This window comes from Maricaulis sp. (assembly GCF_048270265.1).
Lineage (GTDB): Bacteria > Pseudomonadota > Alphaproteobacteria > Caulobacterales > Maricaulaceae > Maricaulis.
This window is the reverse complement of the sequence record NZ_JBLWTD010000036.1, coordinates 6,704-20,514: the sequence shown is the minus strand read 5'-3', so window position 1 is coordinate 20,514 and position 13,811 is coordinate 6,704. Positions and strand designations below refer to the sequence as shown.

General features: G+C 64.4%; 19 protein-coding genes. 12 read left to right on the top strand and 7 right to left on the bottom strand.

Annotated features, from left to right (window positions below; genetic code table 11):
- The coding region (locus ACN0YF_RS14000; RefSeq protein WP_417494868.1) for a cation:proton antiporter at nt 1-868 on the bottom strand (868 nt) is incomplete at its 3' end.
- Nucleotides 869-937: 69 nt separating this feature from the next.
- Here ACN0YF_RS14000 and ACN0YF_RS13995 point away from each other — a divergent pair.
- Nucleotides 938-1,195 (top strand): hypothetical protein, encoded by a 258-nt coding sequence (locus ACN0YF_RS13995; RefSeq protein ID WP_417494867.1) that lies wholly within the window; start codon nt 938-940, stop codon nt 1,193-1,195.
- On the opposite strand, the gene ACN0YF_RS13990 is transcribed toward ACN0YF_RS13995, so the two are convergent.
- On the bottom strand, nt 1,192-1,734 hold the full coding sequence (locus ACN0YF_RS13990; protein ID WP_417481153.1) for a hypothetical protein: 543 nt from the start codon (nt 1,732-1,734) through the stop codon (nt 1,192-1,194). The two genes, ACN0YF_RS13995 and ACN0YF_RS13990, sit on opposite strands and share 4 nt — an antisense overlap.
- 62 nt (nt 1,735-1,796) lie before the next feature.
- Here ACN0YF_RS13990 and ACN0YF_RS13985 point away from each other — a divergent pair, with 62 nt between their 5' ends.
- Nucleotides 1,797-2,804 (top strand): glycerophosphodiester phosphodiesterase family protein, encoded by a 1,008-nt coding sequence (locus ACN0YF_RS13985; RefSeq protein ID WP_417494866.1) that lies wholly within the window; start codon nt 1,797-1,799, stop codon nt 2,802-2,804.
- An 83-nt stretch (nt 2,805-2,887) separates the two neighbouring features.
- On the opposite strand, the gene ACN0YF_RS13980 is transcribed toward ACN0YF_RS13985, so the two are convergent.
- Nucleotides 2,888-3,103 (bottom strand): cold-shock protein, encoded by a 216-nt coding sequence (locus ACN0YF_RS13980; protein WP_091765808.1) that lies wholly within the window; start codon nt 3,101-3,103, stop codon nt 2,888-2,890.
- A 267-nt stretch (nt 3,104-3,370) separates the two neighbouring features.
- Here ACN0YF_RS13980 and ACN0YF_RS13975 point away from each other — a divergent pair, with 267 nt between their 5' ends.
- From ACN0YF_RS13975 to ACN0YF_RS13940, 8 genes are all read left to right on the top strand, one after another.
- Nucleotides 3,371-3,949, top strand: a complete 579-nt coding sequence (locus tag ACN0YF_RS13975; protein WP_417494865.1) for a hypothetical protein — start codon at nt 3,371-3,373, stop codon at nt 3,947-3,949.
- Nucleotides 3,946-4,242, top strand: coding sequence for a hypothetical protein (locus tag ACN0YF_RS13970; protein ID WP_417494864.1), 297 nt, complete (start codon nt 3,946-3,948; stop codon nt 4,240-4,242). Before ACN0YF_RS13975 ends, ACN0YF_RS13970 begins: the two co-directional genes overlap by 4 nt.
- Before the next feature lie 117 nt (nt 4,243-4,359).
- A complete protein-coding gene (locus ACN0YF_RS13965) occupies nt 4,360-5,382 on the top strand; it encodes an aspartate-semialdehyde dehydrogenase (protein WP_417481156.1) in 1,023 nt (340 codons plus the stop codon).
- A gap of 160 nt (nt 5,383-5,542) precedes the next feature.
- A complete protein-coding gene (rarD, locus tag ACN0YF_RS13960) occupies nt 5,543-6,445 on the top strand; it encodes an EamA family transporter RarD (protein ID WP_417494863.1) in 903 nt (300 codons plus the stop codon).
- A 33-nt stretch (nt 6,446-6,478) separates the two neighbouring features.
- The gene (locus tag ACN0YF_RS13955) at nt 6,479-7,438 is read left to right on the top strand and encodes an alpha/beta fold hydrolase (RefSeq protein WP_417494862.1); all 960 of its coding nucleotides are present in this window, start codon (nt 6,479-6,481) and stop codon (nt 7,436-7,438) included.
- Nucleotides 7,439-7,502: 64 nt separating this feature from the next.
- Nucleotides 7,503-7,907: a hypothetical protein gene (locus tag ACN0YF_RS13950; protein WP_417494861.1), complete on the top strand. Its 405-nt coding sequence runs from the start codon at nt 7,503-7,505 to the stop codon at nt 7,905-7,907.
- A 69-nt stretch (nt 7,908-7,976) separates the two neighbouring features.
- The gene (locus ACN0YF_RS13945; RefSeq protein WP_417481160.1) at nt 7,977-8,399 is read left to right on the top strand and encodes a hypothetical protein; all 423 of its coding nucleotides are present in this window, start codon (nt 7,977-7,979) and stop codon (nt 8,397-8,399) included.
- A 40-nt stretch (nt 8,400-8,439) separates the two neighbouring features.
- A complete protein-coding gene (locus ACN0YF_RS13940; protein ID WP_417494860.1) occupies nt 8,440-8,898 on the top strand; it encodes a hypothetical protein in 459 nt (152 codons plus the stop codon).
- Here ACN0YF_RS13940 and ACN0YF_RS13935 read toward each other — a convergent pair.
- Nucleotides 8,895-10,046, bottom strand: coding sequence for a serine hydrolase domain-containing protein (locus ACN0YF_RS13935; protein ID WP_417494859.1), 1,152 nt, complete (start codon nt 10,044-10,046; stop codon nt 8,895-8,897). The genes ACN0YF_RS13940 and ACN0YF_RS13935 overlap by 4 nt on opposite strands.
- A gap of 53 nt (nt 10,047-10,099) precedes the next feature.
- Nucleotides 10,100-10,843 carry a PfkB family carbohydrate kinase gene (locus tag ACN0YF_RS13930; protein ID WP_417494858.1) on the bottom strand — a complete coding sequence of 248 codons (744 nt, stop codon included), beginning with the start codon at nt 10,841-10,843 and terminating at the stop codon, nt 10,100-10,102.
- 140 nt (nt 10,844-10,983) lie between these two features.
- Between ACN0YF_RS13930 and ACN0YF_RS13925 the strand changes: the two genes are divergently transcribed.
- Together ACN0YF_RS13925 and arsC are read left to right on the top strand one after the other, a co-directional pair.
- Complete coding sequence (locus ACN0YF_RS13925; RefSeq protein ID WP_417494857.1) at nt 10,984-11,832, top strand: HpcH/HpaI aldolase/citrate lyase family protein; 849 nt, start codon at nt 10,984-10,986, stop codon at nt 11,830-11,832.
- Between the two features lie 87 nt (nt 11,833-11,919).
- Nucleotides 11,920-12,273, top strand: coding sequence for an arsenate reductase (glutaredoxin) (arsC, locus tag ACN0YF_RS13920; RefSeq protein WP_417481165.1), 354 nt, complete (start codon nt 11,920-11,922; stop codon nt 12,271-12,273).
- Here the strand turns inward: arsC and ACN0YF_RS13915 are convergent.
- Both ACN0YF_RS13915 and ACN0YF_RS13910 read right to left on the bottom strand, forming a co-directional pair.
- Complete coding sequence (locus ACN0YF_RS13915) at nt 12,270-12,827, bottom strand: DUF4166 domain-containing protein (RefSeq protein ID WP_417494856.1); 558 nt, start codon at nt 12,825-12,827, stop codon at nt 12,270-12,272. The genes arsC and ACN0YF_RS13915 overlap by 4 nt on opposite strands.
- Nucleotides 12,817-13,767: an acyl-CoA desaturase gene (locus ACN0YF_RS13910; protein WP_417494855.1), complete on the bottom strand. Its 951-nt coding sequence runs from the start codon at nt 13,765-13,767 to the stop codon at nt 12,817-12,819. The genes ACN0YF_RS13915 and ACN0YF_RS13910 overlap by 11 nt, the downstream gene beginning before the upstream one ends.
- Between the last annotated feature and the right edge of the window lie 44 nt (nt 13,768-13,811).

Genomic DNA, 13,811 nt, shown 5'->3' with positions numbered 1-13,811 from the left:
CACTGGCGACCAGGATGGAGGCGATACCCTCCTTAAAGCGGCGCATCTCCTCGATCGAGGCCAGGCGCGAATTGGCGACGACGAGCCCGAACACGGTAACGGCGACCAGGCCGGTCTCGGCGGCAAGGGCATCAGCGAGGGCATAGCAGACCAGCACCGCGGCGAGCACCAGCGGAGCCTTCATCGGCTCGGGCACCCAGCCCCGCCGGAAGGCGTGCGACAGGACGATGCCTGAGACGAAGCCCAGCAGGGCCCCGATCGCGATCCCGAAGCCCAGCGCCAGCGCGGCCGAGCCGACGCTGTGGCCGAGCTGGGTCTGATGGATCGCCTCGAACACGAAGACGGCGGCCAGCGCCCCGATCGGGTCATTGACGATGCCTTCCCACTTCAGCACCGAAGCGATGCGCGGCGGCAATTTGGCCTGGCGCAGCAGGGGCAGGACCACGGTCGGGCCGGTAATGGTCAGCAGGGCGCCGATCATGGCCGACAGATCCCAGGCGAGACCGCCGATGAAGTGCAGCGCCAGCGTTGCCAGGGCCCAGCCGAGGGGGAAGGCCAGGATCACCATGCGGCGGACGGCGGTCGTCGTGCCGCGCAATTCGCGGAAATTGAGGGTGATGCCGCCCTCGAACAGGATGATCGCGACAGCGAGCGCAATCATCGGCCGCAAATAATCGCCGAAGCTTTCATCGGGCGTCAGCAGCGGATGCCCCAGCGTCACCGCCGCGATCGGGCCGAGCAGGAGGCCGGCGCCCATCATCAGCACGATCGAGGGCACGCGCAGGCGCCAGGCGAGCCATTGGGCCGCGACACCTGAACCGGTGATGATCGCGATGGTCAGGGGAAGGTCAGAAGCAGCATCTATCATGAGGCCTGTGATAACGCGTTTCGGTCATGTCGTCGCCTGTCAGGCGCGCTGAAACGCAGGGAGGTGGAAATGGAAGCTCTGCCCTACGAAGCCCAGATGGCTCTCGTCTCGTTTTGTGCCGCCACTTTGATCGGCGGTCCCGTGGCGCTGATCGGCGCCGGCCGCGTTGCCAGCCTGGCGCGCATGACCATCAGTTTCGCCATGCGGCGCCAGCTCACAACCATGCTCGGCCTCTCGGCCCTGGGCGGGCTGGGCGCTTTCGGTGCAGGCCTGATGCCCGATTCAGGGGCGGTCTCGCTCGCCTGGCTGTCGGGACTTGTTCTCTAGGCCTCGGGAATGGCGTCGCCATTTGGACTGTGCAGGAATTCGAATCCGATCGAGCGGCCGCCATACTCGCCGTTCTCGTAGAGATCCGCCTGCTGCACGAACCAGGCCGACAAATGCCCGAACAGCATGTCGAACAACACTTCAAGCTGCTCCGGTGTTGCCGGCAGGGTGAGCGAGAATGTGGCGCCGTTCTGGATGGTGATCTCCATTTCCGGGCCCATCTTGGCGCAGGTCAGGACCAGGCGCAGCCAGTCCCCGGTGCGCGAGACACGCACGGCGAGGCCGAAACTGATCGGGTCAAGTGGCAGAAAGCCGGTTCCCGATACCGAGAAGGCGCCGCTCTGATAGGGCTGGGGTGACCAGGCGCCTTCCGGTGGCACGAGATAGACGCAGACCTTGGATCCGCCCGACAGATAGCGGCAAAAGCCGGCCTGGACATTCTCCGCTACGTTGCGGACCTGCGCGTAATTGTCGAGGCTGGCGCGGCCATATCGCTCGGCAGCATCAGCCAGGGTGTCAAAGTGTGTCGGCTCGCTCATTTCGCTCTCCCGCAATCGTTACCGGCAGGCTAGTGTGTTGCGGCGACAAACGGGAGGGGCGAATGCGGTATTCCATCTGGGCACTGGCAGTGGCGGCAGGACTGAGTGCCTGCGCGGAGCCGGCCGCGAACGATCCCTATGTCTGGCAGACGCTGAATGGCGAGCCCACACAGGTGATCGCGCATCGCGGCGCCAATGGCGAACTGCCCGAACACACGATCGAGGCCTACACCCTGGCCATCGAGCAGGGCGCCGAGATTATCGAGCCCGACCTGGTGCTCACCTCGGACGGCATTTTCGTGGTGCGCCATGACCGCTGGCTCTCCGACAGCACCGATATCGCCGATCATCCCGAATTTGCCGATCGCCGCCGCGTCGAAGGTGATCGCGATGACTGGTGGGTGGATGATTTCACCTTTGAGGAGATCCGCACCCTGCGCGCCCGTCAGGTCCGCGAGGGTCGGCCGACCGAATTTGACGGGCTCTACATGATCCCGACCTTCGAGGAGGTGCTCGACCTGGCCGCTGCCCATGGCGTCGCGACCGAGCCGGAGGTCAAATCGCCGGCCGCTTTCATCGCGGCCGGGCTCGACCCGCTGCCGGAACTGGTGCGCATCCTGCGCCTGCGCGGGCTCGACACCGCCGACGCCCCGATCGCCATCCAGTGTTTCGAGCCGGATTTCCTGGCGCGCCTGAACGAAGAGATCGACGCACCGCTGCTGATGCTGGTGTTCCAGATGCAGGAACTCGAGCCCGGTCTTGACCCGCTCATCCCGACCGTGGCGCTGGACGACATGGTCGCCTTCGCCGATGGCGTCGGGCCCTACAAGGCCCTGCTGGTGGATACGAATGGCGAGGATACGGGCTTTATCGCCCGCGCCCATGCCCTGGGCCTGAGCGTTCATCCCTGGACTTTCCGCGATGATCAGCCGGTCGCGGACGGCGCCGATATCGAGACCGAGCTGCGCCGGATCTATGCGTTGGGGGCCGATGCCGTGTTCACGGATTTTCCGGCCACGGCGGTGCGGGTGCGCGACGCGATGATCGCCGAGGGCGCTTCCGGTCACTGAACACCAGAACTGAGCACCAGACATGAAAATGGCGCGGGAGCTAGCTCCCGCGCCACAGAATCTTGCGATCCTTTTTTCAGACCTTAGTCAGCGAACTGGAGGTTCACTGCCTTAGGGCCTTTGCCGCGGCGATCCGGCTCGGTGTCGAAAGCGACTTTTTGACCGTCGCTGAGACCCGGCAGACCCGACGCTTGCACAGCAGAGATGTGCACGAAGACGTCATTGCCGCCTTCATCAGGAGTAATAAAACCAAAGCCTTTGCTTTGATTGAAGAATTTGACCGTACCTGTGGCCATGATGGGAACCTTCCCTGTATTCATGCTCCGCGTCCGGGCACAATCCATATTGTACACACCAGCGTCCCGGTGTGGGTCTTACGGACGTGAAGTCGGGGAAGGCTGAAGTCGAATGGTCCGATGAACGAGGCACCGGATAGGCGATCAGTATTCCGTCCGGCCTATGTGGCCGCCCGTTGGACGTGTTATGCGCACGCTTTCACGAAGAAATCAAATGAATCCGGTATGGCGCTCAGCAGCGCCTGCGTCATAATCACGAAATGGAGGCGCATGATGACGACAAACGACCGCAATCAATACCTGATGTCGGCCGCCGCTCTGGTGATGTCGGCGATCGCTATGGTCTTCACTTTCCTGCAATTGCGCGCCGCCGACCGGCAGCTGGAAGCCGATGTCTGGCCCTATGTCGATGTGTCGATCACGCTGCAATCGGATCTCTACGAACTCGTCCTGTCGAACAAGGGCCTCGGCCCGGCCCTGATCCATGAGTTCCGGATCGTGCAAGATGGAGAGCTCATCAGTCATCCGCTCGAGCTGGTGAGACGAGCGGGCCATCCCGAGACTGGCCTGTCGATGACGACCGGCAGCATGCCGGATTCCGTGCTGGCGGTCGGTGAGGAGCTGACAGCCTTCCGTCTCTCGGCCGACGGGCTGGGCCGCGCCATGAGTCCGACGATCGCCGGACTGGAGATCGAAATCTGCTATTGCTCGATCAATGGCGCATGCTGGAATAATTATGCCAGCTCGAGCTTTCGCGACCGGACGGCAAGCTGCCAGACCCAGAGCGTCGATATCGAGGACGCCTTGCGCCAATTCGGCACCGAATCGGGGGAAACGGACCAGCCATGACCCGCCGCCGCTTTCTCGATCGCACCCACCGAAACCGCACCCGCCGCGACGAGGGTGGCCGTGGCTTCAACCCCGCGGGCATGATCCGTCTGGCGGGCTTTGGCGCCGCGCTGGTGATTGCCGGCGGCGTCTATGTCGGCTTCGTCCGCCAGGGCGACACGATTTATGACGGCCGTTGGGGCGTGCTGCAGCGCCTGATCACGCCGCTCTTCTTCGGCGTCAATGCGCTCGAATTGCTGGTTTTGGTGATTGTCGGCTTCGTCGCCTGGCGCATCTGGCGCCGGATGCAGTAGCGCAGGCCGGGGCCTGACGCGCAAAAGGCCTGATTCAAGCCTAGCCACACACGGGTGCCGGGTCTACATGCCTGCAGATCGGCATGGATCAATCTGGGCACGGAAAAGGACGACATCATGGGTGTACGGGTAGCGGTATTCGGTGCGACGGGCGCAGTCGGCAAGGAAATGCTCACCATTCTGGAAGAGCGGCTGTTTCCGGCCGACGCCATTCATGTCCTCGCCAGCCGCAAATCCATGGGCAAGGAAGTCTCCTATGGCGACCGCGTCCTGAAATGCGTTGATGTCGACACCTTCGATTTCTCCACCGTCGACCTCGTCCTGATGTCTGCCGGCGGCGATGTGTCGAAGGAATGGACGCCAAAGATCACCAGGACGGGCGCCATCGTCGTCGACAATTCCTCCGCCTGGCGGATGGATCCGGACGTGCCCTTGGTGGTACCGGAGGTAAATCCGGAAGCGCTCGACGGCGTGACGAAGAAGCGCATCGTCGCCAATCCGAACTGTTCCACCATCCAGCTGATGGTCGCCCTCAAGCCGCTGCACGACCGCGCCAGGATCCTGAAGGTCAATTGCGCCACCTATCAGTCCGTCTCAGGCGCCGGCCAGGCCGGGATGGACGAGCTGTGGACCCAGACCAAGGGCATTTTCGTCAACGACCATGCCGATCCGGTCGCCTTCACCAAGCAGATCGCCTTCAATGTCATCCCGCACATCGACGTCTTCATGGAAGATGGTTCCACCAAGGAAGAGTGGAAGATGGTGATGGAGACGAAGAAGATCCTCGATCCCAAGATCAAGCTCTTCGCCACCTGCGCCCGCGTGCCGGTCTTCGTCGGCCATTCCATCGCCGCCCATATCGAGCTGGAAAACCCGCTCAGCGCCAAGGAAGCCCGCGCCCTGCTGCGCGAGAGCCCCGGCCTGATGGTGATCGACAAGCGCGAGGACGGTGGCTACATGACGCCGGTCGAGAGCGTCGGCGAATTCGCCACCTATGTCAGCCGTATCCGCGAAGACCCGACCGTCGAGAACGGTCTGGCCCTGTGGATCGTCGCCGACAATCTGCGCAAGGGCGCCGCCCTCAATGCCGTGCAGATCGCCGAAGGCTTGAATAATCGTGGCCTGCTGAAGCGCAGCTGATCACCGGAATGCCGGGTTCTTCCCGCCTCCACCAGCGCCGCTGGTGGAGCTGGGCGGCAGCCGCAGCGCATCTGCATGGCGGGCATTCGCATGAATCGGGTCGCCATTGCTTTCGGGTGTGCCTATCTGCGGTCCTCCACCAGGCATGAAAGCCGAGCCCATGAACCAGCCGACCCCCGTCGAAATGCGCCGCGCCCTGCTTGCCGGGCTGTCCGGTTATCTGATCTGGGGCGTCTCGCCGCTCTATTTCCAGTTCGTCGGCTTTGCCAGCGCGCTGGAGATCGTTGCGCACCGGGTGGTGTGGTCGCTGCCCATGCTGTTCGCGGCGCTGTGGTTTGCCGGCAAGCTGCGCCCCGCCTTTGATGCGCTCAAAGACAAGCGCGTCCTGCTGACCCTGGCCGCGACATCGGTGCTGATCTCGATCAACTGGCTGCTCTTCATCTATGCCGTCAATAATGACCGCGTGCTCGAGGCCTCGCTGGGCTATTATATCAACCCGTTGATGAGTGTGGCGGTCGGCGTGGTGATCCTGCGCGAACCGCTCGGGCCCTGGCGCATCTCGGCCATCGTGCTGGCAACGCTGGGCGTGCTCAACCTGATCATCGCGGCGGGCACGGTGCCGTGGATTTCGCTGGCGCTGGCTTTCAGCTTCACCGCCTATGGCTATCTGCGCAAGACCGTCGCCGTCGACGGCCGCATCGGCCTGTTCTGGGAAACCGCCTTCCTGCTGCCCTTCGCGCTCGGGGCCGTGATCTGGATTCAGATGTCGGGGGAAGGCCATTTCTTGCAGAGCCCGCTCAAGGCCGGCCTTCTCATCCTCGCCGGCCTCGTGACCATTGTGCCTTTGCTGCTCTACATTATCGGCGCGCGCGGCCTGCGGCTTTCGACCATGGGTCTGCTGCAATTCACCGCGCCGAGCCTTCAGTTTGCCATCGCTGTGCTGGGTGGAGAGACCTTCACCTCCGCCCATCTGGTCACCTTCGTGCTGATCTGGACCGGCGTGGCCGCCTTCGCCTGGAGCCAGTTGCGCCGCGACCGGGCGGCGGTGGCGACAAGCGCCTGAGCCTTCGCTAGGCTGGTGCAAACAGGAGACCCCATGAGCGATTTTCCCGCCCCGACCCGCATCAAGACCAATGGTATCGAACTTTCCGTGCATCTGGCCGGACCGGAAGACGGCCAACCCTTGCTGCTGCTCCATGGCTGGCCGGAACTGGCCTATTCCTGGAAGAACCAGATCCCGGCTCTGGCCAAGGCCGGCTATCGGGTGATCGCACCGGATCTGCGCGGTTTTGGCGGTTCGGACTGTCCTGAGGGCGCCGAAAACTACGATGTCGACACGCTGATGGCCGATTTCAGCGGCCTGCTCGATGCGCTCGGGCATGAGAGCGCCGTCTTCATCGGCCATGACTGGGGCGGCATTCTTGTCTGGCACGCGGCGATGCTGATACCGGAGCGGGTCGTCGGCGTGATCGGGGTCAACACGCCGCATCTGCCACGCGGGGCGGAGGCGCCGACGCATTATTTCCGCGAGATCGGCGGCGAAGATCATTACATCCTGCGCTTCCAGGAACCGGGCTATGCGGAAAGCCGGTTCGAGGGCCGCGAGGATGATTTCTTCGCTTTCATCTTCGGCAAGCCGCCCACGGCGGAACAGTTCGAGGCACTCTATCCCGAGATCACCCATATTCCCCGCCTGTTCGAGGACTTCACCGGCCGCGAGGAAGACCGGATCGTTGTCGGCCCCGAGGACCGCAAGGTCTATGCCGATGCCTATCGCAAGACCGGCTTCGGCCCGGGGATGAATCTCTACCGGAATTTCGACGCCAACTGGCAGCGCATGGGCGGGGTCGATCACCGTCTGGCCATGCCGTGCAAGCTGGTCGCGGCCGAGTGCGATTTCATGCTGCCGCCCAAGCTCGCCGCCTGGATGCCGGCCCTGTGCAAGGATGTCGATATCGACATCCTGGAGAATTGCGGCCACTGGACGATGTGGGAACAGCCCGAAATGCTCAACGCCTATCTGCTGGACTGGCTGACGCGGCGCTTCCCGGCCTGATGCGTGATAGCCGGGTGCGTGATAAGGTTGTACTGATACTGGCCGGCGACCAAAGGTGAACGAAATGACGGGATACCGCGTCGAAATCAGGCCGGAACAACATTGCGGCATTGTCTGGCTGAATGGCCCGAATGCCGTCGAGAACCTGATGCAGAGCACCGGGGACGTCGCCACGCATCCGGACTGGTCGGTGGATTTCGACATCATCGTCGTTGTGGGCCCCGATTCAGACCTGAATGACGTGACGCTCGAAAGGCTGGTCGCCTATCAGGCCTTTATTTCGGAGTGGAGCAGCCGTCACCGCACCGGGCCCAACAGCCGGGCTGCGACCGTCTGCGCTGACGAAATGAAGCGGGTGATCGTGGAGCTTTGGCTCGCGGTCAACCGGCTTGCGACCGGTGTCGAGGACGGGATTTATACGACGCTTGATGCCGCCCTGGCCGGGCTGACGCGGCCTGAAGACGGCTGACGGCCAGACCATACCGGCGCCACTGTCATTTTGGTTGCATGGAACTATCATTTGGTGAGACTCGTCACGATGACGGACCCGACCTACGAGCTGAAGATTGAGCCCGCGCGGCAATTGGCCATCCTCGATGTGGTGGGCGCCGCCACGACGCCCTGCCTGATCCAGGCTTTCGGTGAACTGGCGGCAGACCCGGACTGGCAGCCGCAATTCAACCTCATGATCCTGATCGGCCATGGGCCGAGCCTCGAACGCTTTACCCTGGGCGCGCTGGAGGACCTGCAGGACTTCATGCGCGGATGGAATGCAGCCAATCGCGCCGGATCAAACCCGCGCACGGCGTTCGTCTGTCCGGACGGGCTGAAACGGGTGATTGTCGAACTGTGGGCCGCAATGAATGCGCCGGACAGCTGGGATGTTGAAATCGGCGTTTTCACCAGCCGCGCCCGTGCCCTGCACTGGCTGAAATCGCCACCCGCCCGGCCCGCTAGCTGACCGGCAAGCGCAAACCGGGCCCTGTTTCTCCCGGCTCCGGATGGCACCACGCCGCCCGGGCAATGACATGTCAGGCCTGGCCATGACCATGAGCTTCAACTGGACACTGCAGCATCCGCTCAAGCTTGCTGTCCTGGAACTCGGCGGCACGCTGTCATCGCCGGCGCTTCGCCAGGCGCATGACGCCGTCAACGCCATCGCGGACTGGCACACCGACTACAATCTCCTCGTCCTGCTGGACGACTCCGTGCGCACCGGATCACTCGACCTGGAGGAGATGGAAACGCACCGCGCCTATATGCTGGACTGGAACCGGACCAACCGCACCAATCCCCACCCGCGCACGGCGATGATCTGCAGTGATGCGCTCAAGCGCAGCATGGCGCGACTCTGGGCCCTCGTTACCGATGAAAGCTGGCCGATCGAGATCGCGATCTTCGCCGACACCCAGGCCGCGATCACCTGGCTGAACGAGAAGCGCGTGGAGACCCCGGGCTAGAGACAGCCGTACAGCGCCTCGATCAGGCGCAGCGGCCGCGGATCGCCGGCGAGATGGTGTTGCTGCCGGTTCATGACATAGGCGGCGCTGAGCCCGCGGACCGGATCGGCCATGGCGCAGGAACCGCCCCAGCCGGAATGGCCGATGGCGGCCGGTTCCGGACCGTAAAAACCGCCATGGGTATTGCGCATCACACCGGCGCCCCAGGACAGGTCGAAGGGCAGGACCTTGTCGCGGCCGCGCACCCGCTCCCGGGTCAGATCGTTCAGCGTGGCCTCGGAAATGAAGCGCTTGCCTTCCAGGCGGCCGCCGTCGGCATAGACGCTCATCAAGCGCACCAGCGCCTTCGCCGTTGAATGGGCATTGGCGGCGGGGAATTCATGCATCCGCCATTCCGAGGCGCCGCGGCGGCCCGGCGAGGACCAGGGCTTGAGAAAGGCCAGCTCGCCGGCCGGCGTAACCGCGCCGAGATCGGGCAATTTCCTGGGCATGGCATGCTCGGCAACGCGGCCATGCTCGCTCTCGGGCAAGCCGATATGGAAGTCGATATGATTGGGTCCGCAGATATCCTCGCGCAGGATGGCGCCGATCGAACGGCCATCGGTGCGCCGCGCCAGGGCATCAACGATAAAGCCGAAGGTGACCGGGTGATAACCCGAGCCGGAACCCAGCTCCCAGAGCGGGACCTGACGCGCCAGCCTGGCCTCGATCAAGGCAGCATTGAACCAGTCGGCGGCGTCCATCTCCTCCGACAGACCCGACAGTCCGGCCTGGTGCGACAGGGCCTGGGCGACGGTGACGGAGGATTTGCCCCCGGCGGCAAATTCCGGCCAGAAATCGGCGACCGGCGCGTCATAATCAAGCAGGCCGCGATCAACCAGGCGCGCGATCACCAGCGCCGCGACGGCCTTGCCGGTGGAATAGACCGGCACAAGCGTATCGGCCTGCCAGTCTCGGGTCTTCTTGCGATCGGCCCAGCCGGCATGGATGTCGACGACCAGCTCACCGCCCAGCCGCACGGCGAAGCCGGCACCGAGTTCGTCATGGTCGGTCCAGTTGGCGAGAAAGGCCTCGGCCACCGGCTCGAAACCGGCGGCGACATGGCCATGAAGGGCGATTTCCGAAGCGGGCGTGGCGGTAGAGGTCATGGTATTGGGCTAACCTGTTCCGGCGCAGGCGATCAAGCGGATGATCGTCGCAACTACAGCGCCTCGGCCTCGAGCGTGATCAGGGGGTCGCGGCGCGCGGCGATTGCGGCCACCAGTGGCAGTTCGGGCGAATCCAGCTCATTGGCGCGCATCACCAGGCTGACGGTTGCAGCGACAGCGCGCTCCAGGGCCGGCCTGGGGTCAAGCCCGCCCAGCCTTGCCGCAGCGAATTCAGCAGTCAGGACATCCCCCGTTCCCTTGGGGGCCTGCGGGCAGCGCTCATGCGTCACCAGCCACGCCTCATCGCCATCGACATACATCACGCCGAGGCGGCCATGGCGCGGCAGGGAGGAGACCAGGGCGGGGCGTTCGAGCGCGCGCGCCGCCCGCAACATGGAACCGAGATCGGTCAGCAGGCGGCCTGTGAGATGTCCGAGCTCGAAGGCATTGGGCGTGACCAGGTCGGCCCGGGGCAATAACTGGTCGCGAATGGCCAGCGCAATCTGCGGCGCGACATAGAGCCCGTCCGGCGCATCGCCCAGGACCGGATCGACCACGATCAATGGCCGCACATCATCCCCGCGCCGGGCCTCGCGCACGGCATCGATGGCAGCGGCTGCCGCGAAGACCTGCCCGGGGTCAGCGAAATAGCCGGTCAGCACCAGATCGGTACGCTTGAACAGGCCCTGGGCCTCAATGGCGTCAAGCATGGACTGGAAGACATCCTGCGCGACCGCGGCCCCGCCCGGCGCGCCCCAGCCGGGATGGCGGCCATAGAGCACAGTGGGAACGAGCATTGAATCAATGCCGGCGGCGTTGAGCACAGGGGCGCTGGCGCCACCGCCAACGGTGGACGCTGCAACATGGCTTGAAATCAACAGCGCCAAAGGCATGGGAAATATGCTACATCCCTTTCCCCGTCATTCGAAAGCCCTTCATGAAGCGCCTGATCCGTTCCGCCCTGTTTGTTCCCGCCAATAATCCGCGTGCGATCGAAAAGGCGGCCCAGCTCGGTGCCGACATGCTCGTGCTCGATCTGGAAGATGCCGTCGGCCCCGATGACAAGGAAGGCGCACGCGACCTGGTCAGCGGCACGCTCGAGCATTGGCAATCCTCCGGGGCGTTGCGTGCCGTGCGCGTCAATGCCGCCGACACGCCCTGGGGCGCCGGCGACCTGCGCGCCGCGAGCCAGGCCGATGCGGTCATCCTGCCCAAGGTCGAACAGGTTGGCGACCTGCATGCGGCGCGGTCCAGCCTCAATGCCTTTGGCTCTTCGGTGCCGCTGTGGGCCATGATCGAGACCCCGCGCGGCGTGCTCAATGTCGCGGCAATTGCCGGCGCCACCGGCACCGGGCTCGGCGGTTTGATGGCCGGGGTGAATGATCTTGCGCGCCTGCTGCGCTGCGCACCCGACCATGATCGCGCGGCGATGCTGCCGCACCTGGCCCAGATCCTGTGCGCCGCACGCGCCAATGGGCTTTATGCCCTCGACGGCGTCTACAACCAGTTCCGCGACCATGAGGGCTTCCGCCGCGAGGCCAGCCAGGGCCGCATGCTCGGCTTTGACGGCAAGACACTGATCCATCCCGACCAGGTCGAACCGGCGCATCGCTGTTTCCAGCCCAGCCCGGCGGAACTCGAACGCGCGGCGCAGATCGTGGCGGCCTTCACCGATCCGGCCAATGCCGGCAAGGGTGTGATCAATCTCGACGGTGACATGGTCGAGCGCCTGCATCTCGATGCGGCCCGCGCGCTGCTGTCGGCAGGCAGCGGCAACGACCCCTGAACGCGAGCAAAACGCAACCAAAAGCAGGTTTGGACTTTTACAAATGGGGCCGAAACGGCTTTCATTGGCGGAACTGAGGAAATTTACATGACCGATTCGACTATCATCTGGCACAATCCGCGGTGCTCGAAATCCCGCCAGACCCTGGCGCTGCTGGAAGCGCGTGGCGGCACGCTGACGATCCGCAATTACATGGAAGACAAGCCATCCGTGGCCGAGCTGAAAGACGTGATGAAGAAGCTCGGCTTCACCTCGGCGCATGAATGGCTGCGCAAGAATGAGCCCGATTATCGCGATCTCAGCCTGAAGGCGATCGAGGATGAGGCGGCGATTATCAAGGCGATGTCGACCCACCCGAAACTCATCGAACGCCCCGTCGTGATCCACGGCAAGCGCGCCATGATCGGTCGCCCGCCAGAACAGGTCCTCGAACTCTTCTAGGCGCTGACGGGCAGCAAGTGCCCGCGATAGGCAATCACCAGACCGATGCCCGGCAGGGTGAGACGCACATCGAACAGATGTGCGTCCTCCGCCCCGTTCACGCCCGGCTCAAACCGCTCGCGCGCCTGCACGCGCGGCGCCAGCCATGAGGGCAGGGGGATAGACCACAGCGCCACGCGCTGCTGGTGAAAATCAATGCCCTCCGGCGAGGCGGTCAGGCGAAATCCCAGGCGCAAAGGCCCGAAGCGCTCATGAAGCAGGCCGGCGCGCTCGCCCTGCACGGTGGCAAAACGGCGTCCCTGATACCAGCGCTCAAGCAATTCCCCCTCGCCGGCCCGGCTGACCCTGATCCGGGCCGGAACGCCGATACCGGCCTGCGGCAGGCGCAACAGGCCGGCGGCCAGGCGAGCCAGCGGGTGCGAGCCGCGGCTGATATCGGCCCGTCCCTCGAACAAGGCTACGGGGTCGGGCGCATGCAGCGCCCGGGTCACCGGCGGCAGGCTGTCCCAGCCGGCGCCGAGCAGGCGCTGATAGAGGGGCCGATCAGTGAGCATGACACAAGGCCGCCAGGACGGGGCATGACCCGCCGCGCCGCCTGTCGGCCGGGAGTCGCTGCAGCTCGTCGCGGGCCGGCAGGCTTTCCGGCGTGCGCAGGTCCCAGACCAGCCCGAGGCGGCGCCAGACCAGAAGAAGGATCCAGCCGGGATCGACCTGTCCGGGCTCAAGGCCGAGTTTCGCCGAGCCGGGAAAGGCATGATGATTGGCATGCCAGCTCTCGCCAAAAGTGATCAGGGCGGCCAGCGGGATGTTGAATCCCTGCACGCTGGCACCGCGCACCCGCCATCCCTGATGGCCTTGCCTGTGAGCGAAATGGCCGACCAGCCAATGGCCGCTCAGTGAGACCGCAATGCGCAGGGCGATACCCCAGATGACCCAGCCCCAGCCACCAAGCGCCCAGAACAGGATCGCCCAGGGCAATTGCTGCAACATCCAGCTGGATTCCAGAAAACGGTAGACGGGGTCTTCCCTGACTTCCGCCTCAATCCAGACGCGCGGCGGATGACGCAGCTGCAGCTTGCAGTGCATCTGCCACCACGCATCGGCGAGGAAAGGCCGGCGGTGGGCGAAATAGTCATGACAGGCGGCCTGGCGTTGTGCCCAGTCGCGCATGTCATGAATGCGGATCATGCCGATCGGTCCGGCCATGCCGACCAGGACACCGAGATAGACCACCACATATTCCAGCCATTTCGGGCAGGCGAAGCTGCGGTGGATCAGCAGGCGGTGCATGCCGATCGAATGGCCAAGCCCGATGGTGACCGCCGTGGTCACCAGAAAGACGGCGAGGTTTTCCCAGGACAAGGTCAGGGCCGCACCGGCCAGGCCGATGACGACCATGGACAGCGTCCAGATCGACTGCAGCGGGGCCCAGCGAACCCGGCCCGTGGCCGGGTCGGAGGCTGGCGTGGCGTGTACGCGTGTGGTGGAAATCATGACAGGCTTCCTTTGCGACTGGACTGCCCTGCGGCTTGCGTTGG